The following is a 22,941-nucleotide window of genomic DNA, read 5'->3' on the forward strand; positions in this document are numbered from 1 at the left end:
CCTTTCACCTATTGCGTAGCCGCATTATGCTTTTGTTGCAAGGTCTCGTCCATAGTATCGGACGCTCTCGCCAGGCGGGTCAACAAGATAGACACCCTGGCGCCACCTTCTTTGCGATTGGCGAGATCAATTCGCCCGCCATGCTCTTCCACGATCTTACGCACAATTGCCAATCCTAACCCAGTCCCGTGTGCTTTCGTGGTGATGTACGGCTCAAAAGCACGCTGCATAACCTGCGGCGGGAAGCCCGCGCCATTGTCAGCGACGGTAAAACGCAGCGCTGCAGTTTCAGACCCATCCGAATTCGGGATAGGGGTCAACTGGGTGACAACGCGAATTATCGCCGCTTCAGCCTTGTCGCTCACGGCATCCCGGGCATTGGTCAGAAGGTTGTGGATGACCTGGCGCAACTGGGTGCTGTCGCCCTCAATCACGGGCAAGCCCTCGGCCAGCGACACCTCGAACTTCGGCCCGCCATGGCGCGGCTGCCCATCAGCCGGGTCCCAACCATAGAGGGATAGGACATCGGCCACCAGCCCATTGAAATCAATCGGCTGCATGACGGCAGGGGGGGTGCGGGCATATTCGCGGAAATCGTCCACCATCTGCTTGAGCGAGCCCACCTGGTTGACGATGGTATTGGTCGCACGCGCAAGCATCTGGGCTTCGGCCGGCGGCAGGTGGCCGGCCAACTTCATGGCAAGACGCTCGGCGGACAACTGAATCGGCGTGAGCGGATTTTTGATTTCATGCGCCAGGCGCCGCGCAACTTCACCCCAGGCCATGGTGCGATTCGCGGAGATGACCTCGGTAATGTCGTCAAACACCACCAGATAGCCGTTGCCCCGACCGTCCACATGCAGATGCGTGCCGCGCGCCAGCAGAATAAGCGGCTGCGCTCCGGGCTGCCCCGGCGTGATCTCGAATTGCTGCTGCCAGTGCTGGCGCTCTGAACCCACCGCCGCATGGGCCGAGAAGGCATCGCGAACAATGTGGGCGAACTCCAGCATGCCATCGATGGTTTCCAGCGGCCGGCCGACGACGGAGCGCAAATCGGCCTGAAGAATATCCTGCGCGCCCTGGTTCACCGTCGTCACGCGGAAGGACTCATCAAAAGCCACGACCCCCGAAGACAGGTTGGCCAGCACGCTTTCCAGGTAGACATTGGAGCGTTCAAGCTGGCGGCGGTTGCTCTCGACCATGAGGCGCGCTTCATCGAGCTGGCGGGTCATGGCATTGAAGGAGCGGGTCAGATGGCCGATTTCGTCGTTGGCGGGCGGCTCGGGAAGCGGCCGGTAGTCCCCCACGCTGACGGCCTGTGTCCCCGCCGCCAACGTCAGTAACGGCCGCACCAGTCGTTTGGACAGCGAGAGCGCGACCGCAATGGCCGCGAAGACTGCCAACAACAGGGCTAGCGTCAGCGTAATGCCGTAAAGCTTGCGTAAACCTGTGCGCGATAACGCAAGTTCTTGGTAGTCTCGGAAGCCCTGCTGTACCCGGTTGGCATTGTGAGCAATCTGCTCGGGTACGTTTTGCACCAGTTGCAACCAGCGCGGCTCACCCGCGCCCACCAGTGAGCTGTCAAAGCGCACCGGCGCATTCAGGGGAATGATGACACGCAGGTGCAGGCCGTCTTCGGAACCGGGAATGCCGGGCTCGTCAGCCTCGGCGGCGGAATAGCCCCGCGACAGACGCAGTTGGTTCATGACGGCGGAAGGCGGCGTGGGCGGCACCAGCTGACCCAGCTTGTTGGTGGAATAGGCTAGCGGACGTCCGCCGCCCGTAAACACCAAGGCCTCCTGCACACCATTGGATTCACGCAGGCGGTTCAGGGCTGAAGACAGTTCGGCGTCGGGCAGATTATTCAGCTCGGAGGCCATCGAACGCGCCTTGGCATCCAGATCGGCCAACTGGTTATCCAGGGCCGCGCGGCCGAGATTCAGGCCGGCCTCGAGCGCATTATCGACGCGGACGTTGAACCAAGACTCGATCGAGCGCGACAGAAACTGCACCGACAGCGTATAGATCAGCGCCCCTGGCACCACGCCAATGAGGGCGAAAGCCAAAGCGAAACGGGCCGTCAGACGGGCGCCGAATTGCCGGCGCCGGATCTGGCGCGCCAGGCGGACCGTGAGGGCGACCACCCAGACGAACATGGCCAGCGCGAAGACACCGTTGACGACCAAGAGCAAGTCGTAATAGCGCGCCAGCCGCGAGGCGTTGCCGGTAGACCAGGCCAACAGGCCCAGCAATGACAGGCCGCTGATGGCGCCGATCACCAGGGCCAGGCGCAACAACAATCTCATGAGGGATTCCGCGCCGGTTCGGTAAGGGTAAAGGAGAAATCACGCCAGGGCGTGCCCGCCGTCCAGGCGCTGCTGTTGAGGGCATTGACCTGAAAGGGACGCGCCAGCAAAGAGGTGTCCAGACGCAGGCGCAACTGCCCGGTGTACACCTCGCCGGCCTCGAATTCGTCGGCGTCGGCCACCCTCCAGTCACGGATGTGGCGCACCAGATTCATGGCCTCGTCGAGTGAGGCGACATTGAGAGAGAGCTCCCCCTGCCCGACGCGCCATTGCCGGGTCAAGGCGTTATAACTCAACCGCCAGGTCAGGCTGGTATCGACAATACTGCGATCGAACCACCACCAGCGCGCCTTGCTTATTTTGATGTCGGCGGTGAAATAAAGCGGCAGCCCCCGTTGTGCGGCGTCGCGCAATTGATCGTTCAGCGGAAAATCGACATCAGCATTGATGGCCAGACGCCCGTCCTGGATGATGGGATCGATCGTTGTCACGCGCGGTTCCGCAGCGTAAGCCTGCCCTCCCTCATTTGCAAAAAACGGGGAGATAGCCAGCACAAAGGCGACAAATAGGCGAACGATCATGAACTTTCAACAAGGGCGCGCTTTGTCCCTATTCTTGGCGATTCAGCGCCGCTTGGCAAACAAGGCGTAGAAAAAACCATCGTGCTGACGTTCAGGTGTTGCATCTAGCGCAACAGGAAGCAGCTGGCCAGGGGCCGGCAAGACGATGGCATCGGCATGACGCGCCGCGAACGCCTGTGCCTGAGCCTGACCTTCAGCAGGAAAAATGGAACAGGTCACATAGAGCAGGTGGCCGCCAGGAGCCACGACGCGCCAAAGCGCATCGGCAATACGGGCCTGCAAGGCGGCGGTGCGCGCCACATCCGGGGCGCGCCGCAGCCAGCGGATGTCGGGGTGGCGCCGGACAATGCCAGACGCCGTGCAAGGCACATCGGCCAAGACGGCATCGAAGGGCTTGCCGTCCCACCAGCTATCCAGTTTGGCCGCATCGGCGGCCACCAGACTCGCCCCACTCAGGCCGAGACGGGCCAGATTCTGACCCACACGCTCCAAGCGGCTGGCGTCGGAATCCAGGGCCACCAGATCGAGATTGGCGATTTCGAGCATATGGGCGGTTTTACCGCCCGGCGCGGCGCAGGCGTCCAGCACCCGCATGCCATCGGCCAGCGGCAGCAGCGGCGCGGCCAATTGCGCGCCGGCGTCCTGAACCGACCACCAGCCTTCGGCAAAGCCGGGCAATTGCGCAACAGGCCTGGGCTCCAGCACCACCACGCCCCATTCGCCCGCCTCGCGGGCCGGCAGGCCCGCATGGGAAAATGCATCGAGCACCTGCTCACGGCTGGCCCGGCGGCGATTGACACGCAAAGTCAGGGGAGCAGGCACGTTGGCCGCGGCGAGCAGGCTTTGCCATTGCTGCGGATAGGCTTGGCGCAGCGTCTTGATCCACCATTGAGGATGGTTCCAGCGCACCACCGGATCATTGGCCAGCTGCGCTTCAAATTGTTCGCGTTCGCGCAGAAAGCGCCGCAGGCTGCCGTTGATCAAGCCCTTGAAACCCGCCAGGCGCCGGTGCTCTGCCGCAGCCGTCACGGCCTGATCCACCACGGTATGCGGCGCATAGACCGGCATGCCGGGCAAGGGGTCGGCGCCCGGCGCCTCTTTCAGCAAAGACAGCGCCACGCGCAGCAGCGCGCCCGCCAGCGGCGCGGGTTCGCGCGGCACCAAACGGTTGGCAATCGTATCGGCCCACCCCATGTAACGCATGGCATGAAACGACACCGCCTGCGTGGCAGGCCGCAGGCCCGCCTCGGATTCGGCTAGAGCCTCGGTCAGTGAACGGCCCTCGTCCACGGCCTGCACAGCGGCGGCAGCGGACAGCAGAACGGCGGAAAGCGGAGGGGCGAGTGTGCCCGACTCGGAAGCGAAAGCCATGCGAAATTCCCAATTTAACAGGCACTATGGTAGCCGCTCTGGACGGTATTGACCGCTCGCGTCACACTAGACGCTCGCCGGAGCCCGCCATGAACCTATCCACCCTTGTGCTGTTCGCCCTTGCCTCGACCGTGATTATCGCCACGCCCGGCCCTACCGTTTTGCTGGCGATGACCAATGGCGCGCGCCATGGCTGGCGCATGGCGGCCTGGGGTATGGCCGGCGCCATTCTGGCCGATCTGGCCCTGGTCAGTGTCGTAGCCTGCGGCCTGGGCGTGCTGCTGGCGGCATCCGAAACCGCCTTCCAGGCCCTCAAATGGGTGGGCGCGGCCTATCTGGCCTATCTGGGTTGGCGTCTGCTTCGCCAGGACGCCGCGCGGCCAAGCGACGGCCCCACCGCCCCGGCCCGCAAGCAGGCGGTCTTCACGCGCAGCTTTCTGGTGGCCCTGTCCAATCCCAAGGCGCTGATCTTCATGTCTGCCTTTTTGCCCCAGTTCATCAACACACAAACGCCTCAGACGCCGCAGTATCTGGCCTTGGCCGCCACCCTGGCCGTGCTCAATCTGCTGGCCATGCTGATCTACGCCGGCCTGGGCATCCGGCTGGCGCGCGGCCTGCCTCATCTGCGCTGGCTCAACCGGCTATGCGGCGCCACCCTCATCGGGCTGGGCGCCACCCTGGCGCTTTACCGGCGCTCTTGATGGCGGCGCATCAGCTCGCGGCTGATGATGAGTTTCTGTACTTCGGTTGCACCCTCGTAGATACGCAATGAGCGGATATCCCGGTATAGCCGCTCCAGCACATTGCCGCGCACCACGCCCCGGCCGCCGAACATCTGCAACACCCGATCGATGACCTGCTGAGCGGATTCGGTGGCGGCCATTTTCGCCATCGCGGTTTCCATGGTTGAAGATTGCTGCGGCACATCGCGCACCCAGGCTGCCCGGTAGGTCAGGAGGGCAGACTGGTCTATCTCGGTCGCGGCCTCACCAAAGGCCGCCTGTGTAAGCTGGAAATCGGCCAGTGTCTGCCCGAACATTTTGCGTTGACTGGCGTAATCCAGGCCTTCGGCCAGCGCCCGGCGGGCAAAACCCAGCGCCGCCGCCGCGACCGAAATCCGGAATACATCCAGCGTGCGCATGGCCAGTTTGAATCCCTGATTCAGATCGCCCAGCAATTGGCTGGCCGGCACCCGGCACCGATCGAAACGCAGCAAGGCCAGCGGATGAGGCGACATCACGTCGATCCGCTCTTCGATGACCAGGCCCGGGGTGTCCGCATCGACGATAAAGGCCGAGATGCCGCGCGATCCCGGCTCGCCCGTGCGGGCAAATACGCAATAAAAATCGGCCAGCCCGCCATTCGAAATCCAGGTTTTATGACCATTGAGCACAAAGCCGTCGGACTGCGCCTCAGCCCGGCAGGACAGAGCCGCCACATCGGAGCCGGCCTCGGGCTCCGACAACGCGAAGGCGGCAATGCTGCGCCCGCTGGCGACCTCCGGCAGATAGGCCGCCCGCTGGGCGGCGCTGCCCGCCAGCGAGATCGCACCGCTTCCCAGACCCTGCATGGCGAAGGCGAAATCCGCCAGAGCATGATGGCTGGCCAAGGTTTCCCGAATCACGCAAAGACTGCGGGCATCCAGCGTGGCCGCGCCCTCCTGGGGCACGCTGTAGCGCAACCAGCCGCCCTCCCCCAATGCCTGCACCAGGCGGCGGCAAGCCGCATACACATCGGCCTCGTCAATATCGCTTAGATGCGTATGGCACCAGGCATCGAGTTCGCGCCCCAAAATACGATGACGCTCGTCCAGAAAAGGCCATTGCAACCAGGCTTGCCGCGCGCTCATGCTTATTCCTTGCCTGCAAATTGTTGCAACAACGGGGTCCAGTTCACCAGTGTATTTTTCACATAATCGCCAAAGCCGGCGGCGTCACGAAAGTCCACCTTGAGGCCGAACTGATCCGCGCAATGGGCAAACTCGGGGGTGGCCGTGGCGCCCTGAAAAGCATCCTGCAGGCGCTTGACGATGGCCGGGTCCATGCCGGCCGGGCCTGAAATGCCCAACAAACTGGGCGCGACCAGGTCATAGCCCTGCTCTTTGAGCGTCGGCGCATCAAAACCCTGCATGCGCTCATCGGTGTAGACCGCCAACAGGCGCAGGCGGCCATCCCGCACATAAGGCACCCATTCAGCGGTCTGCGCCATGAAATCCACATCGCCGCGCATCAGCGCCGAGATGGTTTCCGGGCCACTTTTGTAGGGTACGTGCACCCACCGCGAGCCGATGGCCTGCCCGAGCCGTTCGGTCGTCAGATGCTGTGGTGTGCCGATGCCTGCCGTGCTGTAACTCAGGGATTTGCGCTTGGCGGCCGCCACCAGATCGGCCAGGTTTTTGTGCGGAGAGTCGGCACGCACCAAAAGGCCCACTTGGTATTGCGCCACCATCGCAATCGGCGTGAGGTCTTTGACCACATCGTATTTATTGCCCGGATTCAGCACCTGGTTGAGCACGCCTCCCGTCGACAGCGAGGCGATGCTATAGCCATCCGGGCGCTGACGCGTGATGTAGCTGACCGATAGCGATGAGCCTGCGCCGGGCTTGTTCTCGATGACCAGGGTCTGGCCGATCCGCTTGCCCACGTCCTGGGCCAGCACGCGATTGCAAACGTCGGTGCCGCCGCCCGCGCCGTACCCGACGACCAGGCTGACCGGATTGCTGGGATAGTCGGCGGCGAACGCGGCCGTGCCCAGGCAAAGCGCGAGGCTGGCCACCATCGGCTTGATGAGGAGGTGCTTCATTTTTTGTTTGTCTCCATTGATTTGAGCGGCTGATGCCGGCTTCTTATGGCTGACCGGCGCTTACACCGGCACGCTCATTTTGCATATTAAAAAGTTCATATATATAGATGTTTGTACTAATGCACTTTAAGGATAGGCGGCGATAAGCTCCCCTGGCACATCAAAACAAGGCTGCGAAACAAGGCGGCCAGGAGACAGCAAAGTGAACAGCAAGCGCGTGCTGGTGACAGGCGCCAGCAAAGGAATTGGCCGTGCGATCTGCGAGCGGCTGACCGCCGACGGTTACGCAGTGGTCGGCGTGGCGCGCACCCCCCCCGCCGATTTGCCCGCAGGCATGGTTTTTCACGCCGTGGACCTGGCCGACAATGAGGCGGTAAACCGCTTTCTGGCCGGCGAGGCCGCGCAACAACCGTTTTATGGCCTGGTGAATAACGTAGGCATGGTGCCCGTGGGCAATCTGGAGACGGTCAGCGCCGAGGCGCTATACCGCGCCGTGCAGCTCAATATCGAAGTGGCCTTGCGCTTCACGCAGGCGCTGGTCCCCGGGATGCGCGCGCAAGGCATTGGCCGCGTGCTGAACATGGCCTCACGAGCCGCCCTGGGCAAGACCGAGCGCAGCATCTACAGCATGACCAAGGCCGGGCTGATCGGCATGACGCGCACCTGGGCGCTGGAGTTGGCCCCCGCCGGCATTACCGTCAATGCTATCGCGCCGGGCCCGATCGAAACCGATTTTTTCGCCGGCGCCAATGATGCCGAACGCACGCGTGCGCTACTGGCCAGCATCCCGGTTAACCGCATGGGCCGCCCCGAGGACGTGGCCCATGCGGTCGCCTACTTCATGGATGAGCGCTGCGGTTTCGTGACCGGACAGACGCATTTCGTTTGCGGCGGCATGACCGTCGGCAACGCCTGACAGAAAAGGGGAGTACATGAAACGCTGGAAACAACGGCCGGCAGGTTCCACCTGGGGAGACTTCGGCGAAAACGACCAACTGGGACGCGTCAATCTGCTAGGCCAGGAACAGGTCTTGAAGGGCGTGCAGGAAGTCCGGCAGGGCAAGGTGTTCTGCCTGTCTTTACCGCTGGATCTGCCCGGCGGCATGGCCTTGAACCCGCGCCGCAAACCGCCCCGCTTAAGCGGAACCGAGCGCGATGGCGTGCCGTATATGAACTTTCCGATGGAGAAACTCGATCCCTCCTCCATCGATGTGTTGAGCGACGATCAGGTCGTGATGTCGCTGCAGTATTCCACGCAATGGGATGCGCTGGCCCATGTCGGCGCCTATTTCGATATCGACGGCAGCGGCACACCACGCAAGGTCTATTACAACGGCTATGAAGCGGGCAAAGATGTGCTCGGTGCGGAGGACAGCGGCCATGGGGATTGTTGCGGCAGCGGCGAACAGGCGCTGGGCGCGCTCAAGCTGGGTATCGAACATTTCGCCGTCAAAGGCATGCAGGGACGCGGGGTGCTGGTCGATTTCACGCGTCATTACGGCCGCGACCGCAAGCTGATCGGCTATCGCGAGCTGATGGAGGTGATGGAAAAAGACGGCGTGCGGGTCGAGGCCGGCGACATGCTGGTGCTGCGCACCGGCTTTGCCGAAGTCGTCACCGAGATGGCGGGAAAACCAGACCCCGAAGCCCTGCACAAGGCCTGCTGCGTGCTGGATGGCGCCGACGAAGACTTGCTGGCCTGGATCACTGAAAGCGGCATCAGCGCCATCTGCGCAGACAATTACGCGGTCGAGGCCTACCCAGCGCGCGAGCGCGAGGGCAAGAAATCCCTCCTGCCGCTGCACCATCATTGTCTGTTCAAACTGGGACTGCCCCTGGCCGAACTCTGGTATCTGAAGGACCTGGCCGAAGCCTTGCATCAGGAAGGCCGCAACCGCTTTCTGCTGACTGCGCCGCCGCTGCGCCTGCCGGGCGCCGTCGGCTCTCCTGTCACGCCTATCGCCACCCTCTGAGGCGCCCCAACCATGGATTTCTACACGCTGCTACAAGGCCATGCCGCAGGCAGGCCCGCCCACATCGCCTTCCAGGATCAAGACCGCGTGCTGGATTACGCCGGGCTGCTGGCCGAGGTAGACCGCCTCGCGGCGCTGATGCAAGAACAGGGCGTGCGCCGTGGCGACCGCCTAGCGCTGTGGATGCCCAATTGCATCGAATGGCTGGTGACCTTTCTGGCCTGCGCCCGCCTGGGCGTGACCGTCATCGCGGTCAACACGCGCTTTCGAGAACATGAGGTGGGCCAGCTACTGGCGCGAGGGCGCTGCACCTGGATGGCGATGTGGCCGGCCTTCAAGGGCCTGCCTTTCGTCGAGATTCTTCAAGGTATCGACCCAGAGGTGCTGCGAGGCGTGCGCCGTATTTTCGCCGTGGGCGACAACGCCGCGCTGCCCGCCCCACTGCCTGCTGCCGTGCCCTTCGAGGCCCAGGCCGAGCATGCAGGCGCGATCAGCGAGCCCGGCCAGGAAAGCGATGGGGCCCTGGTGTACACCACTTCGGGCACGACATCGGCGCCCAAGCTGGTTTTGCACCGCCAGGCAGGTCTCATCCACCATGGCCATATTGCTGCGCGCGCCTATGGCATCAGCGCCGATAGCGTCGTGCTGCTGGCCTCGCCGATGTGCGGCGCCTTCGGATTTTCCACCCTGCTGGGCGGACTGACGCAAGGCGCAACCCTGGTGTCGCTGGCGGTCTTTGACGCAGCGCGAACCGCGCGCCAGATCCTGGAGCATGGCGTCACCCACACCTTCGCCAACAACGAGTTCCTCGACCTGATCCTCAAGCAGGCCGAAGGCCGCAGCCCTGCCTACCCCTCGCTGCGCTACGTGGGGTTCGCAAGTTTCTCGCCCGCCATGGACGATTTGCCGGAACGCGCTTTGCAGGCCGGCATGCCCATCGCCGGCTTATACGGCTCCAGCGAGCTGCAAGCCCTGGTGGCCGGCCACACCCTTGACACCGACTGGCGGCACCGGCGCGTGGCGGGTGGCACCATCGCCTCACCCGAAGGCCGCGTGCGGGCAGTCGATTCCGACAGCGGCGCTGTACTGCCCCATGGTGCCATTGGCCAGATAGAGATCAAGGCGCCCAGCCTCATGTCGGAGTATCTGGACAACCCGGAAGCCACCCGCAAAGCCATCAGCGACGACGGCTATTTCCGCACCGGCGATCTGGGTTATACGGTGCACGAACGCCTGTTTATCTTCCAGGGCCGCGACGGCGACCATCTGCGGCTGGGCGGTTTTCTGGTTGCGCCGCTGGAGATCGAACAATTCCTTGAGGGCCTGCCCGGCGTGGCGGGGGCACAGGTAGTGGGCGCACAGCATGAGGGCAAGACCGTGCCGGTGGCTTTTGTGCGCCCGCAAAGCGGCGTGCAGACAGACGAGCGCGCTATCATTGGCGCCTGCCAGAGCGCCATGGCGAAATTCAAGGTTCCGCAACGCGTGATCTTCGTGGAGGACTTCCCCATGGTGCAAAGCGCCAATTCCAACAAGGTTCAAAAGCACGTGCTGCGCCAGCAAGCTCAAGCCATGCTGGACGGCCAATAGCCCCTACCCTCATGGCCAAGCCCTTCCTGCCCAACGCTTCTGAGGTTCTCTCGCGGAGCAAGCTGCCGCTTTATCTGCAACTGGCGGCAGAATTCCGGCGCAATATCGCTCAAGGCATCTGGATGCCGGACCAGCAGATCCCGTCTCTGGAAGCGCTGATGGCCCAGTATCAAGTGGCCCGCATGACGCTGCGCAACGCCATCGGCATCCTGGAAGAAGAGGGCTACATCCGGCGCGGCCGGGGCAAGGGCACCTTTGTTCAACGCAATATTCCCAATGTGACGGAACTGCAAATTCCGTCCAACTGGGAAGAAACCGTAGCGCTGAGCGATCTGCTGGGCACAGAGAGCATCGCCGATGGCGAACACGCCATTGCCTCGCTGCCCGACCTGGGCATGAAATTCTCGGGGCAATACGCCAAGGCCTACCGGCATCTTTGCCGCCTGCACGTCAAAGATGGCGTGCCCTATTGCTTCAGCGAGGTTTATCTAGCCGAAGACCTATTCAAGCAGCACAAGGCTGCTTTTCTGAAGGCCGCGGCCGCATCGGTCATCGCCCGTATTCCAGGCCTGAAGATCCATGAAGCGCGGCAGAAGATCACCATCTCAGGTGCTGGCATCGAATCGGCGCGCGCCCTCAACCTGAACGTGGACGACAGCGTGGCCGAAGTGCGCCGCTACGCCTGCGACAAAGAAAAACTGATCTATTACGCCCGCCTGGAATTTCCCACCAAGTTCGTGAAGCTGGAGTTCGACCTCTGCCCTTGAGCGCGGATTAACGCACAGCCTTAGCGCCGCAGACCCCAAGCCGCCGCCAGGCTCAGGGCGAGCCGATAGGCGACAGGCGTGACAGGCGCAACAATTCGGCGACCAGGGCCAGCACGGCGGGCTGAGACTGGTTGCAATGCAAGGCGATCGCAAAATCCAGGGTCTGCCCGGCCAAACCGCCGGGCAACAGTGCCAGCTCGCCTGATTGCAATTGACGGGCCACCATGGTCCGCGGCAAGAGGGCGATACCGCCGCCCGCTGTCACCGCGTCGATCAGCCCCTTGACCTTGTTGCACGAGCACAACCTGCTCATATCCGCGCCCGCAGCGCGCAGCTCGTTGTAGGCCGGCGCAAAGAAGTCGGATGGCTTGGACACGCACCACAGGGTCTCGCGGCGCAAGAGTTCTTCCAGCGAGCGGCTACGACCCTCAGGCGTGAACAACAGGGACGTCGCGCACACCCAGACCATGGGCACCTTGCCCAAGGGCGTGTAAGCCAGCCCGGCGGTCTCGCGGCTATTGGCGACCAGGGCCACGTCCAGCGTACCGGCCACCAGCCGCTCGCGCAATTTGACCCCGAGATCCAACTCAATGTCATAGGTGACATGAGGCAGCGCGCGGCGCAACATGGGCATGAGACCGCCCAACCAGGTCATGGACACCTCGCCCAGGCCCAGCCGCACCGTGCCGGCCGGCAACAGGGCGGCCTCCGTGTCATTGAACAGATCTTCCACTTCGCGCAGCAGGGGCGCGATGCGCTCGACGAAACGCCGGGCCTGCAGCGTCAGTTCCAGTCGACGCCCACGCCGCTCAAACAGGGGATATCCCAGGGCGCTCTCCAGCTCCTTCATCCGCGCCGAGATGGCGGGTTGCGTCGCGTGCATGCGCTCGGCCGCCGCCGCGAAAGTGCCCAAGCGGGCAATCCAGCACAGCGTTTCCGCATGCATGAGATTGGGTCTTGTCATGTCGCCGACTATACATCAATAAATCTGATGTTTTTTGATAAAAAACTTTGCCTGGATTTATGAGTCTCGAGTTCGCACAATGCCCGCACAGGCAATGGCCGTCTCACTTGAAAAACAGACATGAATTCCCTACGCGAACGCGTTTCCGAAACCGAATGGCAGACCCGCGAAGCCTTGGCCGCCGCCTACCAGCTCGCCGCGCTGCATCGCATGACCGATCACATCTACACCCATATTTCGGCGCGCATTGCAGATGAGGACGGACATTTTTTGCTTAATGCCTACGGGCTGACCTTTGACGAAGTGACGGCCTCCAATCTCGTAAAGGTCAACCTGGCTGGCGATATTCTGCTGGACCAAACAGGCCTGGGTATCAACCAGGCGGGTTTTGTCATTCACAGCGCGATTCATGCGCACCGCCATGACGCCATGTGCGTGATGCACACCCATACCCAGGCCGGCGTGGCGGTGTCAGCCCAGGCAAGCGGTCTGCGCATGCTGTCGCAACAGGCAATGCGCTTTTACGGCAAGCTCGCCTATCACGATTACGAAGGCGTGGTGCTGGACATGGACGAGCAGGAGCGCATCACGCGCAGCCTGGGCGCGCACAATGCCTTGATTCTGCGCAACCATGGCCTGCTGGTGTGCGGCGAAAGCATCAGCGATGCCTTTGATCAGATGTACTACCTGGAGCGGGCCTGTCAGATTCAGATCGCGGCGCAGTCCGGCGGCGAAGCGCTCATCGAAGCATCCGACGCCGTAGCCGCCCGTGTGGCCGCACAGTTCGACCGGCCTGGCCGGCCCTCGCGCGACAAGCACTGGCCGCCCCTGCTGCGCATGCTTGAGCGGCTCAAGCCCGAGTACCGGCAATAGCCCCATGGACCGCATACTCATTGTTGGCGCTGGCGCCGTCGGCAGCACGCTTGCCTGGCACTTGGCCGGCACGCGGGCCTCGGTGGCCTTGCTGGCGCGGGGCGAGCGCGCAGAGATTCTAGAACGACAGGGCCTGACGCTATGGCGCGACGGCCAAGACATGGGCAGGCGCCATCTGCCCATCCTGACTCAGCCCCAGGGCAGTTGGGACGCCATTCTCCTGTGCGTGAAACAGTACGACCTGCCCCAGGCGCTGCGCACCTTCACGGCGCTCGGCGATGCGCCGCTGATCCCGCTAATTAACGGCATACCCTGGTGGCTGTTGCAGCGCCACCCACGGCTGCGCGGGCAGAGCGGCTGGGGCGAGTTCTATGCCAGCTTTCCGGCCGTCGCCTTATCGCGCGTGCTTGGCTCGGTGGTCTATATCCCGGCGCGGATGCGCGACGCCGCCAATGTGGAGCAAGGCGGCCGGGACGCGCTGGCGCTGGGAGAGATCGACGGCCCACCCCGCGCACGCACCGAGGCACTGGCGGCTACGCTCAATGCGGGCGGGCTGCAATGCAAGGTAAGCCAGCATATCGAGGCCGACATCTGGAACAAGCTGCTCGGCAACGCCACCTTCAACCCGGTCAGCGCGCTGGCCAACGCCACGATGCAGCAAATGCTGACCCATGCGGATCTACGCCAGCTTTGCGCGCGTCTGATCGCCGAACTGATGGCGGTGGGCGCGGCGCTGGGTTATCAGGAGGCGCAGGGCGTGGAAGGCCGGCTGCGGCAGGCCGAATCAGCAGGCCATGCGCGCACCTCCATGCTGCAAGACGCCTCGGCCGGCCGGCCCCTGGAAAGCGAGGCGCTGGTGGGCATCGTCACACGCATCGCCGCCCATCTGCACATCCCGACCCCGATACTCGATAGCATCTGGGCTCTGTTGCACAGCCGCTTCCCTCTCCCAAGCGGCCAGCCAGGCTCATGACAAACCCATAGAACAACAACACCCCCAAGGAGGAAACCGTGAGACTAAGATGGATTAAACACACGCTACTGGCTGCGGCGCTGGCCCTACCCATGGCGGCCGCGCATACGGCGAACTATCCCGAGAAACCCATCAATATCATCGTCCCGTTCTCACCCGGAGGCGTGAGCGATGTGATGGCGAGGCTGGTGGCCGCCAAGCTTCAAGATGACCTCAAGGTTCCTGTCATCGTGGTCAACAAGCCGGGCGCCAGCACAACCATCGCCACCAACCATGTGGCCCGCTCTGCTCCCGACGGCTACACGGTATTGATGGCGGCGTCGACCTTCGCTGTTGCGCCGGCGCTGTACAAAGAAAAAGCCGGCTACGATCCGGAGAAGGATTTCCGTCCGCTGTCCCTGCTGGCGGCGGTTCCGCATATTCTGGTGGTGACGCCCTCGCTGCCCGTCGATAATGTGGAATCCCTGGTCAAATTCCTGAAAACCGGCGATGGCAAAAAGACCAACTACAGCTCATCCGGACCCGGCACCTCTAACCATCTGGAAGGTGAACTCTTCTCTTCCAATGCCGGCGTGCGGCCTAATCACATCCCTTACCGGGGCAGCGTGCCGGCCTTGAGCGCGATTGCCGCGGGCGAAGTCAATTTCATGTTCGTCGATCTGGCGGCGGCCAAGTCCTTCATGGAAGGCGGCAAGGTGAAGGCGCTCGCCGTCACCACGGCCAAGCGCTCGCCGCTCTTGCCCCAATTGCCCACGGTCGGCGAATCAGGCCTGGTCAATTTCAGCGCTACGCCCTGGCTGGGATTCGTGGTGCCCGCCGACGTGCCCGATCAGGTTGTGGCGACACTGAGCACCTCATTGCGCCGCATGGCAGAAGATCCCAAGCTCAAACAGCGCTTCTTCGACATGGGCCTGGAACCGAGCTTCAGCACACCGGAGGAATTCGGCGCATTCATGAAACAGGATCGCAGCAAATGGGAGGCCGTCATCAAAGAAGCCGGCACCATCGCGCTGGACTGAAACCGCTGAATCGAGACAGGCGGCCCCTGTCTCGAGCGGCCCCAGGTTTTTCGGCCTGGGGTTTTTTGTTCCCTTTGCGCAGACGATGGAGGATAACCTGGAAAATCGGCGGGCCATGGCTTGAAAACAGCGAGGCCCCCCCTGCTCATGCCGTGTATCTGGCGGGGCGGTAGCGTCCGCCACACAAAAAACCCTTCGCATGCCGGACAACATGCGAAGGCTTGCCAGCCGTCTGAAAACAGAGACGGCCCGGTCTTTCAAGACGCTGCGCGCTCTGCGGCAATCAAATGCAGGAGCAACTGTTTTTCCGTCTCGTCGCGATCCGACCCCGCCCATGCGTACACCCCGGCGCCCGACTTGGCGCCCAATTGCCCTGCCGCGACGCGTTCACGGAACAGCGCAGGCGCCGTTTTGGCGTCCGACAGGCTAGGCGAGAGGTAATCCATGATGTTGCACACCAGGTCCAGACCAATGAAATCGGCATTGCGCAGCGGGCCCACGGCAGCCATCCGGCGACCGAAGGTCAAGCTCGCCACCAGATCCACGGTCTCGGCCGAACAAATGCCCTCCTCGACCAGGTAGGCCGCTTCGCGCATGAGCGCGAACTGCATGCGGTTACCGACAAATCCCGGCACATCGCGATACACATCCACCGGTGTCTTGCCCGCCTGGGTGAGCCAGGCCGACACCTGCTGGGCCACCGCCTCGCTGGTCTGCTCGCCACGCACCACTTCCACCACCGGAATGAGATAGGGCGGGTTCCACCAATGGGTGCCGACCACACGCTCGGGATGCAGGCTGCCTTCGGCGATTTCAGTGATGCGTAACACCGAGGTATTGGTAGCGATGATGCACTCGGGATGCAGGGCATTGACGGCGGCCAGAAGGGCGCGCTTGATGTCCATTTTTTCTGGCACGGCCTCGATCAGAAGATCGCAGCCCTCCACACAGGCCTCCAGGCTGTCGCACACCCGGACCTCGACCGGCTGATGCGCCAGCCCCATCAAGGCCAGATGCTCGGCGATACGCGTTTTGACGGATGCCCGAGCCGCCTCTGCCGGGTCCCAGATGGACACCTCGAAACCGGCAACCATAAAGGTCTGGGCAATGCCGTGCCCCATGAGGCCGGCGCCGATGACGGCGATACGCGCGCTCATGCGCCTTGCTCCTGGCAGGCCGGCGACACCTGGTAGCCCTGCGCAGAGAAACTGCCGTTTTCCTTGCGGAACTGGGTCATGAAGTCCGGCCACAAGGCGGTAAGCCTGCCGCTTTCCGGATGCAGATACCAACTGCTGCACCCGCCTTCTAGCCAGACTGTGCCGGCACTGCGTCGGTAAATGCTTTCGACATAGGCCTGTTGCGCCTGCGGGTCGGGGTCCACCACCGCGCCGGAATCCAGAATGAAGTCGACCGCCCCCTGGATGTAGTTGATCTGGGTTTCAATCATGAAAACCATGGACCCCGCGCCTAAACCCGTGTTGGGCCCCAACATGAGAAAGAGGTTGGGAAAGCCCGAGACCGCCGTGCAGGCGAACGCCTGCCCGCCCGCCTGCCACTGATCGGCCAACAACACGCCCCCCTGACCACGGATGAGCTGAGCGATGGGCAGCTCGGTGGCTTCAAAGCCGGTAGCCACCACCAACAGGTCCAGATCCACGCGCTCATCGTTCTTGAGAATGACGCCATCGGCATCGATGCGCGCAATGCCCGCTGTTTCCAACGCGACATTGGAACGCTGTAGCGTGGGATAGTAATCATTGGAAATCAGCACGCGCTTGCAGCCGATGGCGTAATGCGGCGTCAGTTTCTGGCGCAATGCGGCGTCCGGCACTTGCTGGCGCAGATGCCCCAGGGCCATCGCGGTAATCTGATCAATGAAGGCGGGCACCTGACGGCGCTGCGGAAAGCGGCTTTCATTGCCCCAGAACAGCTCATCGCGCAGCTCCTGCGCCGCTTCGGGAAAGCGTTCGAACAGGCCTTTCTCGGCCTCGCTGTAGACGTGGTCGCGGCGCGGGATCACATAGGGCGCCGAGCGCTGGAATACCGTCAGCTGCGCCGCCTCGCGTGCCAGCTCGGGCACGATCTGAATGGCCGATGCGCCCGTGCCGATGACCCCGATGCGCTTGCCCGAGAAGTCATAGCCGGCATCCCATTTGGCCGAGTGGAAGGTCCGCCCCTTGAAGGTATCCATCCCCTCGATATCGGGATAGGAAGGATCAGAGAGATGACCCGCCGCCGAGATCAGTACGCGCGCCTTGAAGCCGCCCGCCGTGGTGTCCACCATCCAGGCCCCCGCCTGCGCATCCCAGACAGCCTGGGTGACGTTGGCGCCAAAGCGCAGGTGTTCCCCTATCCCCTCATCGCTTGCCGTATCGCGCAGATATTGATGAATCTCCGACTGGGGCGCATACACGCGGCTCCATCGCGGATTGGGGCGAAAGGAATAGGAATAGAGATGGGACTGGATATCGCAGGCGGCGCCTGGATAGGCGTTATCGCGCCAGGTGCCGCCCACGTCGTTGGCGCGTTCCAGCACGAGGAAATCATGTTTGCCCTGGCGCTTGAGCGCCACGGCCATACCCAGGCCGGAGAATCCCGATCCAATGATCAAGACCTCGGTTTCAGTGCGCGGCGCCGCGTGATTTGCTTTCATTTCTGTCTCCCGCTTTCAGGCGTGGCTATTCTGCACGACATGCCCGGCCGGCCAGCCATCGGGCTGCCGCACAAAGTTGTCGATCATGGTGAAGAGTTCTGAGGGCCGCTCGTGGACGACGCCATGGCCGGAATTAATCTCGGCGTAACGGCAATTCTTAATACTGCCGAACAACAGCCGCGAATGCCGTATGGGCGCCATCTGATCATGCTTGCAGCCGATGACCAGACTGGGCACGTCGATGGTGGCCACCTCGTCGCCGATATCGACCTGACGATTGAACGCCATTTTGCGCGACCGATCGGGTCCGGTACGAACCGCCTGGATCAAGGCTTCAAGCTCAGCCTCGTTCTTGGCATTGAGAAAGCTTGAGCTGAAGTTGGTGAATACCGAAAACGGCGCGATGGCCTCATGCCCGCTTTCATAAAGACTGCGCCATATCGTGTTGCGCAGCTTTTGCTGAGTGTCGGTTTTCAGCCACCCTGCCACCAGCGTCAGGGAGGCCAGCCGGCGCCCGTGACGCGCCGCCAGCAGCGCGGCGATAACCGCGCCGAAGGAATAGCCCACGAGGTGAACAGGACGGCTGCCGCAGCAAGCTTCCACGACCGCGAGCACCTGGTCTAGATAGGGCTGGGCCTCGGGCAGTTCGGGATCGACGAAGTCCAGCGCCACGACGCGATGACGCATAGCCAGCATGGGAAAGAGCGCCCAGAAATTGTTTTGCGCCGACCCGCCCGTGCCATGCAGCAACACAATCGTTGCGGCATCGGCGGCGGCGGGCGCGGAGTCATGGTAAGTGACAGGGACATCGTCCACCCGCACACTGCCCGTATATACATCTTTCATCAAAGTCATGAATGCAAACCCATCAGTTTTCAAAATTGACGACCTGGGTGACCGCCTGGATATTTTTTTCTTCGGCCAGAATTTGGGCTTTGAGATCATCTGGTGAGCCGCCCAAGGGCTGGGCGCCGAGCGCAACAATGCGCGCTTTCACGGCAGGGTCGGCCAACACCTTATTCAGGGCCGCATTCAGCTTGCTTACCCTGTCTTTGTGTGTCTCGGCAGGCGCGGCGACACTGAACCACACCGACACCTCGTAATCGGGAAAACCTGCCTCGCGCAGCGTGGGCACATCGGGCAATTGCGGCGAGCGCTGACGCGAGGTGACAGCCAAGGCGTTTAATTTGCCGGCCTGGATGAAAGCCAGCGCTGACGATATCTGGTCTATGGTGAAATCCGTGTTGCCGCTCATCAGATCGACCAGCATGGGCGAGCTGCCCTTGTACGGCACATGCACAGCGTCGATCTGCGACTTCAGCTTGAAGAGTTCCGTCGATACATGGCCGCTGGAACCCACGCTGGGGCTGCCAAACGTCAGGCCCGCCGGCTTGGCCCGGGCCTGTTCAATGAGTTCGGCCACGCTCTTGATTCCCGACTTGGGACCGACCATCAACACATTGGGAAGTGCGGCCACCAGAATCACGGGCGCGAAGGCCGTCTTGGGGTCGAAGCTCAGGTTTTTGTACACGTATTTGTTGACGATCATCGGACCCGGCGTGCCCAGCATCAAGGTGTTGCCGTCCGGCTTGGCGCGCAATACCGTTTGAGCGCCCAGATTGCCGTTGGCGCCGGCAATGTTCTCGGCAATGACGGTCACGCCCAGTTCCTTGCCAAGGCCCTCGGCCATCATGCGGCCCAGGATGTCCGTCGTGCCGCCAGGCGCGAAGGGAATCACCATCCGTATCGGCTGCGACGGCCAGTCCGCCGCGCTTGCCTGTGCCGCTCCCAGCAGCAAGGCCGCCGTCCCCAAGACCGCTCCCAAAGCTTTGATCATGATGTCTCCATTTTTAGTTGACGACAGCGGCTGAGGCTCAGCCGTAACGCCCGCCGCTGATATGCAGGACTTCGCCTGTGATGAAACCGCTTCGCGCCGACGCCAGAAAAACCACCGCGTCGGCGACTTCTTCGGGCTGACCCATGCGCTTGATCGGCATGCCGGCCAGTGACCGCGCCCGAATGTCCGCGAACTGAGGCAGTCGGCTCAATCGCTCGGTCTGGATAATGCCCGGCGCCACGGCGTTGACGGTCACGCCGCTCTGGCCCAACTCGATCGCCAGCGCGCGGGTCAGGCCGATGACGCCCGCCTTGGACGCGGCATAGTTCGCTTTGTTGACATCGCCAAAGTGCGCCCGTGAAGCCATATTCACAATGCGGCCATAGCCGCGTGCGGCCATGTGCGGCGCGATCTCGCGAATGCAGTGAAACTGGCCTGTCAGATTGACGTTCATGACATCGGCCCATTGCGCGTCGCTCATGACGCCGATAGGACCATCGCGCGAAAATCCTGCGTTATTGACCAAAATATCGATGCCGCCCCAGTGCGCCAACACCTCGGCCACGGCCTGGCGCACCGGCTCGGGCCGGCTCACGTCCAGAGCCAGGGCCAGGGCCTGGCCTCTCGCTCGCGTGATGTCCTGGGCGGCGGACCCGGCTGCCGCAGCATCGATATCCGCCACCACGACGCGGCAGCCTTCGCGCGCCAAGGCCCGAGCGCAGGCCAGGCCTATCCCATTGCCCGCGCCCGTAACGAGCGCCACCTGATTCTCGATACCCAAGTCCATGTCACCTCGCATGCCCGGCTTGATATGCCGTTGTCATGGTTACAGTGTGAGCCTGGCAGGCGGCGCGACGTTAGTGCGAATTCACGCTTTAATCACAATATGAACAAACTGTTCACAAGACAGGAGAATCGGCGCAGGCCTCAATCCCTATGAACGAAAGTGGGGATGAAGTCGCCCTGTTGCAGTTCTTCGGCAATCAGCTGCGCGATCCAGCTCTTGCGCTCGGCAGACATGCGGCTGCGGATGGCGGCCACGCTGATCGCGGCCTGACTGCCGCTGGCGAACTCAAAACGCATGCCCACCCCGCTCACACCGTCAGCCACCAGATCGGCGGTATCGGCATGGCCGCGCCGGCGGGTCTGCTGCACCAGCTTGCGCAAATCACCCAGGCTTAGCCCGCGCGGATCGAATTCGTCCTGGTGGCGTTGATACAGCGCAGCGATCTCATCGTCGGGCAGATTCGACAACAGGGTGATGCCCGCAGAACCGATACCCAGCACGCGCATGCCGCCCACCCGCAATACCAAGGCTTTGACGGGGTAACTGCCTTCTTCGCAATGCAGGCAATGGCCATAGTCGCCATTGCGCACGACCAGAAAAACCGTGTCTTCGGTGCGCCGCGCCAGCCGGCGCATGATGGGCCGCAGACGCTCTACGACGGGCGCAGAACGCATGGCCGCCAAGCCCAGCTGCATGGCCTCGACGCCCAAGCGGTAATTGCGCATCGGATCGCGCTCGGCCAGGCCAAACTCAACCAGACTGGAAGCCAGCCGGTAAGCGGTAGAGCGGTCCAGCCCGGCTTCGGCGGCCAGCTCGGCAATCCCTATGCCCTGCGGGTGGCAGCGCGAGATAAGGCGCAGGAGGCTAAGCGCGCGAAACACGGCCTGCGCGCCCTTGGTGGAGGCGGTCATGAAAGGGGAGACGGGATAATCACATCGTGATCATACGCGGCGATGCGCCAGGCCTGCCAGGCATCCCGCTCCACTGCGGCAGCCAGCGCCTCAACGCTGACTCGCCTTTCTGGCCACTCTCGGGCTAGGCCCTGGCACAGAGCCAGGGTCTGCTTGCGGTCCAAGACAAAATTGCCATCATGCGCCCCCGCATAGACTGCGCCGCTTGCCAGGGTCAATGACAGCCGGCAGGCCCATCGATCCAGGGTAGCGCAGGCGCGCACCCTCACCATGGCCGAACGCGCGTGCAAGGGTCCGGCCGCGAACTGCCTGGTGAAATGCGCCATGCCGGGCTGGCCATCTTGCAGGGTGGCCGCCAGCATAAAGGGCGCGCTCATGATGGCGCCCGATGGCGAGGCGAAGGGGCCATAGGCGTCAATCCCGGGATAGGCGGCATCCTGCGGATTCATCGCCACCTCTAGCGCAACGACCTGATCCGCAGGGATACGTTCCAACAGCGCGCGCAAAGCATGCACCGGCGACTGATTAAAGGCACAGCCTGGATAGGGTTTAAAGGTCATGCGGGGCAGCTGCCAGTCCTGAAGCCCTGCTCCCTGCGCCATGGCGCTACGGCCCGCGTAAGCACGGGAGAAACCGCTTGCGCCCTCTAGGCAAGCCGGCGCGCCCTGCATGCCCGCACGCGCCAACAGGGCCGACACCACAGCATCGCGGCTGGCCTTGGCCACTTGCAAACGCCATTCCTGAGAGCCGTCTGCCCAGGGCTGCAAGGTTCCCGAAGCATGCTGCGCCGCGATGGCCAGGGCCGACACGGCCTGGGACGCCGGCAGGCGCAAGACGCGGGCGCAGGCCACGGCCGCGCCCAGCACTCCGTAAAGCGGGGTGGCCCGGAAACCCCGGCGGCTGGTCTCATCCGCCAAGCCGAGCGCCAAACGAGGGATCAGTTCATAGCCCAGCAACAGCGCATCCCATAGGTCCTCGGGCGCGCAGGCCTCGGCCAACGCCAGGACGGCCGGGATGACGACGCAACCGATATGCGTCACCACCTCCGGATGGGTGTCGTTCTGCCCGCGTGCCGTGATGAGCCCGGCATTGATGAAGGCCGCGTCCCGAGGGCTGCGCCGCCCGCGCCCACCAAGAAGAGAGCTGCCGCCAGACTCCTGTGCAAGGCCGGCCAAGATATCGTCCAACGGATCATCGGCGGGGTCCACCGCCAGCCCCATGGTCAGGTTGTACAGCAGGCAGTTACGCAGCACCTGGCGTACCGGTTCGGGCGCATCCGCAAAACGCCAGGAATAGGCCTGGTCTACATACTGGCGGGCAAGCGGAATCGTCGACACAGCGGACATCGTGACCTAAGCAGTGATGCCGGGCAGCAAGCCCGGCGCAAGCCCACAATGGCGCCTGGCCAAAACAGGGTCAAGACGAGACCCGCTCTTTCGTCACAATGTGAACAAATGATGCCCATCACTGAGACGCCAACCGCAAGCATGCCTTCCCATCCTTGGCCCTGCCCCCCCCCCAGCACACTGCCCCTGCA

General features: G+C 63.0%; 21 protein-coding genes. 8 read left to right on the top strand and 13 right to left on the bottom strand.

Annotation, left to right across the window (positions count from 1 at the left end; genetic code table 11):
- Positions 1–8: 8 nt before the first annotated feature.
- From U0029_RS15980 to rsmB, 3 genes are read right to left on the bottom strand one after another with little or no spacing between them, the layout of a single operon-like run.
- Positions 9–2,306 (bottom strand): sensor histidine kinase, encoded by a 2,298-nt coding sequence (locus tag U0029_RS15980; protein ID WP_012415933.1) that lies wholly within the window; start codon positions 2,304–2,306, stop codon positions 9–11.
- The gene (locus U0029_RS15985; RefSeq protein WP_012415932.1) at positions 2,303–2,887 is read right to left on the bottom strand and encodes a DUF4390 domain-containing protein; all 585 of its coding nucleotides are present in this window, start codon (positions 2,885–2,887) and stop codon (positions 2,303–2,305) included. Before U0029_RS15985 ends, U0029_RS15980 begins: the two co-directional genes overlap by 4 nt.
- Before the next feature lie 42 nt (positions 2,888–2,929).
- Positions 2,930–4,258: a 16S rRNA (cytosine(967)-C(5))-methyltransferase RsmB gene (gene rsmB, locus U0029_RS15990; RefSeq protein WP_012415931.1), complete on the bottom strand. Its 1,329-nt coding sequence runs from the start codon at positions 4,256–4,258 to the stop codon at positions 2,930–2,932.
- A gap of 89 nt (positions 4,259–4,347) precedes the next feature.
- Between rsmB and U0029_RS15995 the strand changes: the two genes are divergently transcribed.
- Positions 4,348–4,959, top strand: coding sequence for a LysE family translocator (locus U0029_RS15995; RefSeq protein WP_114851612.1), 612 nt, complete (start codon positions 4,348–4,350; stop codon positions 4,957–4,959).
- On the opposite strand, the gene U0029_RS16000 is transcribed toward U0029_RS15995, so the two are convergent.
- A complete protein-coding gene (locus U0029_RS16000; RefSeq protein ID WP_012415929.1) occupies positions 4,944–6,107 on the bottom strand; it encodes an acyl-CoA dehydrogenase family protein in 1,164 nt (387 codons plus the stop codon). The genes U0029_RS15995 and U0029_RS16000 overlap by 16 nt on opposite strands.
- A gap of 2 nt (positions 6,108–6,109) precedes the next feature.
- Positions 6,110–7,060 (bottom strand): tripartite tricarboxylate transporter substrate binding protein, encoded by a 951-nt coding sequence (locus U0029_RS16005; RefSeq protein ID WP_012415928.1) that lies wholly within the window; start codon positions 7,058–7,060, stop codon positions 6,110–6,112.
- Positions 7,061–7,262: 202 nt separating this feature from the next.
- Between U0029_RS16005 and U0029_RS16010 the strand changes: the two genes are divergently transcribed.
- Genes U0029_RS16010 through U0029_RS16025 form a run of 4 tightly spaced genes read left to right on the top strand, consistent with a single transcriptional unit; the run spans position 7,263 to position 11,387 of the window.
- On the top strand, positions 7,263–7,976 hold the full coding sequence (locus U0029_RS16010) for an SDR family oxidoreductase (protein WP_039051985.1): 714 nt from the start codon (positions 7,263–7,265) through the stop codon (positions 7,974–7,976).
- 16 nt (positions 7,977–7,992) lie between these two features.
- Positions 7,993–9,033: a cyclase family protein gene (locus U0029_RS16015; protein WP_012415926.1), complete on the top strand. Its 1,041-nt coding sequence runs from the start codon at positions 7,993–7,995 to the stop codon at positions 9,031–9,033.
- Between the two features lie 12 nt (positions 9,034–9,045).
- Positions 9,046–10,620 carry an AMP-binding protein gene (locus tag U0029_RS16020; protein WP_012415925.1) on the top strand — a complete coding sequence of 525 codons (1,575 nt, stop codon included), beginning with the start codon at positions 9,046–9,048 and terminating at the stop codon, positions 10,618–10,620.
- 11 nt (positions 10,621–10,631) lie between these two features.
- Entirely contained in the window at positions 10,632–11,387 is a 756-nt protein-coding gene (locus U0029_RS16025) for a GntR family transcriptional regulator (RefSeq protein WP_012415924.1), read from the top strand.
- Positions 11,388–11,439: 52 nt separating this feature from the next.
- Here the strand turns inward: U0029_RS16025 and U0029_RS16030 are convergent, their stop codons facing one another.
- Entirely contained in the window at positions 11,440–12,351 is a 912-nt protein-coding gene (locus U0029_RS16030) for a LysR family transcriptional regulator (RefSeq protein WP_012415923.1), read from the bottom strand.
- Between the two features lie 120 nt (positions 12,352–12,471).
- On the opposite strand from U0029_RS16030, the gene U0029_RS16035 reads away from it, so the two are divergent.
- From U0029_RS16035 to U0029_RS16045, 3 genes are read left to right on the top strand one after another with little or no spacing between them, the layout of a single operon-like run.
- Positions 12,472–13,224 carry a class II aldolase/adducin family protein gene (locus U0029_RS16035; protein WP_012415922.1) on the top strand — a complete coding sequence of 251 codons (753 nt, stop codon included), beginning with the start codon at positions 12,472–12,474 and terminating at the stop codon, positions 13,222–13,224.
- 4 nt (positions 13,225–13,228) lie between these two features.
- Positions 13,229–14,197: a ketopantoate reductase family protein gene (locus U0029_RS16040; protein ID WP_114851611.1), complete on the top strand. Its 969-nt coding sequence runs from the start codon at positions 13,229–13,231 to the stop codon at positions 14,195–14,197.
- A gap of 38 nt (positions 14,198–14,235) precedes the next feature.
- The gene (locus tag U0029_RS16045) at positions 14,236–15,216 is read left to right on the top strand and encodes a tripartite tricarboxylate transporter substrate binding protein (RefSeq protein WP_236824192.1); all 981 of its coding nucleotides are present in this window, start codon (positions 14,236–14,238) and stop codon (positions 15,214–15,216) included.
- A gap of 257 nt (positions 15,217–15,473) precedes the next feature.
- Here U0029_RS16045 and U0029_RS16050 read toward each other — a convergent pair whose 3' ends face one another.
- The 7 genes from U0029_RS16050 to U0029_RS16080 all read right to left on the bottom strand — a co-directional run bounded on the left by U0029_RS16050 (position 15,474) and on the right by U0029_RS16080 (position 22,750).
- A complete protein-coding gene (locus U0029_RS16050) occupies positions 15,474–16,373 on the bottom strand; it encodes a 3-hydroxyacyl-CoA dehydrogenase family protein (RefSeq protein WP_114851609.1) in 900 nt (299 codons plus the stop codon).
- Entirely contained in the window at positions 16,370–17,869 is a 1,500-nt protein-coding gene (locus U0029_RS16055; RefSeq protein WP_114851608.1) for a flavin-containing monooxygenase, read from the bottom strand. The genes U0029_RS16050 and U0029_RS16055 overlap by 4 nt, the downstream gene beginning before the upstream one ends.
- A gap of 15 nt (positions 17,870–17,884) precedes the next feature.
- Positions 17,885–18,724 carry an alpha/beta fold hydrolase gene (locus U0029_RS16060; protein WP_114851607.1) on the bottom strand — a complete coding sequence of 280 codons (840 nt, stop codon included), beginning with the start codon at positions 18,722–18,724 and terminating at the stop codon, positions 17,885–17,887.
- Between the two features lie 13 nt (positions 18,725–18,737).
- The gene (locus U0029_RS16065) at positions 18,738–19,706 is read right to left on the bottom strand and encodes a Bug family tripartite tricarboxylate transporter substrate binding protein (RefSeq protein WP_012415916.1); all 969 of its coding nucleotides are present in this window, start codon (positions 19,704–19,706) and stop codon (positions 18,738–18,740) included.
- 37 nt (positions 19,707–19,743) lie between these two features.
- Entirely contained in the window at positions 19,744–20,493 is a 750-nt protein-coding gene (locus U0029_RS16070; RefSeq protein WP_012415915.1) for an SDR family NAD(P)-dependent oxidoreductase, read from the bottom strand.
- Positions 20,494–20,633: 140 nt separating this feature from the next.
- On the bottom strand, positions 20,634–21,404 hold the full coding sequence (locus tag U0029_RS16075; protein ID WP_114851606.1) for an IclR family transcriptional regulator: 771 nt from the start codon (positions 21,402–21,404) through the stop codon (positions 20,634–20,636).
- Positions 21,401–22,750, bottom strand: a complete 1,350-nt coding sequence (locus U0029_RS16080) for an MmgE/PrpD family protein (protein ID WP_114851605.1) — start codon at positions 22,748–22,750, stop codon at positions 21,401–21,403. The genes U0029_RS16075 and U0029_RS16080 overlap by 4 nt, the downstream gene beginning before the upstream one ends.
- Between the last annotated feature and the right edge of the window lie 191 nt (positions 22,751–22,941).

Source organism: Bordetella avium, assembly GCF_034424645.1.
Lineage (GTDB): Bacteria > Pseudomonadota > Gammaproteobacteria > Burkholderiales > Burkholderiaceae_B > Bordetella > Bordetella avium.

Bases quoted from the DNA above. Each gene is read 5' to 3' on its own strand.
- U0029_RS16070 (WP_012415915.1), bottom strand. From the start codon at position 20,493: ATGGACTTGGGTATCGAGAATCAGGTGGCGCTCGTTACGGGCGCGGGC.
- U0029_RS16015 (WP_012415926.1), top strand. From the start codon at position 7,993: ATGAAACGCTGGAAACAACGGCCGGCAGGTTCCACCTGGGGAGACTTC.
- U0029_RS16040 (WP_114851611.1), top strand. From the start codon at position 13,229: ATGGACCGCATACTCATTGTTGGCGCTGGCGCCGTCGGCAGCACGCTT.
- U0029_RS15995 (WP_114851612.1), top strand. From the start codon at position 4,348: ATGAACCTATCCACCCTTGTGCTGTTCGCCCTTGCCTCGACCGTGATT.
- rsmB (WP_012415931.1), bottom strand. From the start codon at position 4,258: ATGGCTTTCGCTTCCGAGTCGGGCACACTCGCCCCTCCGCTTTCCGCC.
- U0029_RS16005 (WP_012415928.1), bottom strand. From the start codon at position 7,060: ATGAAGCACCTCCTCATCAAGCCGATGGTGGCCAGCCTCGCGCTTTGC.
- U0029_RS16080 (WP_114851605.1), bottom strand. From the start codon at position 22,750: ATGTCCGCTGTGTCGACGATTCCGCTTGCCCGCCAGTATGTAGACCAG.
- U0029_RS16035 (WP_012415922.1), top strand. From the start codon at position 12,472: ATGAATTCCCTACGCGAACGCGTTTCCGAAACCGAATGGCAGACCCGC.
- U0029_RS16055 (WP_114851608.1), bottom strand. From the start codon at position 17,869: ATGAAAGCAAATCACGCGGCGCCGCGCACTGAAACCGAGGTCTTGATC.
- U0029_RS16025 (WP_012415924.1), top strand. From the start codon at position 10,632: ATGGCCAAGCCCTTCCTGCCCAACGCTTCTGAGGTTCTCTCGCGGAGC.
- U0029_RS16075 (WP_114851606.1), bottom strand. From the start codon at position 21,404: ATGACCGCCTCCACCAAGGGCGCGCAGGCCGTGTTTCGCGCGCTTAGC.
- U0029_RS16030 (WP_012415923.1), bottom strand. From the start codon at position 12,351: ATGACAAGACCCAATCTCATGCATGCGGAAACGCTGTGCTGGATTGCC.
- U0029_RS16050 (WP_114851609.1), bottom strand. From the start codon at position 16,373: ATGAGCGCGCGTATCGCCGTCATCGGCGCCGGCCTCATGGGGCACGGC.
- U0029_RS16060 (WP_114851607.1), bottom strand. From the start codon at position 18,724: ATGACTTTGATGAAAGATGTATATACGGGCAGTGTGCGGGTGGACGAT.
- U0029_RS15985 (WP_012415932.1), bottom strand. From the start codon at position 2,887: ATGATCGTTCGCCTATTTGTCGCCTTTGTGCTGGCTATCTCCCCGTTT.
- U0029_RS16020 (WP_012415925.1), top strand. From the start codon at position 9,046: ATGGATTTCTACACGCTGCTACAAGGCCATGCCGCAGGCAGGCCCGCC.
- U0029_RS16065 (WP_012415916.1), bottom strand. From the start codon at position 19,706: ATGATCAAAGCTTTGGGAGCGGTCTTGGGGACGGCGGCCTTGCTGCTG.
- U0029_RS16000 (WP_012415929.1), bottom strand. From the start codon at position 6,107: ATGAGCGCGCGGCAAGCCTGGTTGCAATGGCCTTTTCTGGACGAGCGT.
- U0029_RS15980 (WP_012415933.1), bottom strand. From the start codon at position 2,306: ATGAGATTGTTGTTGCGCCTGGCCCTGGTGATCGGCGCCATCAGCGGC.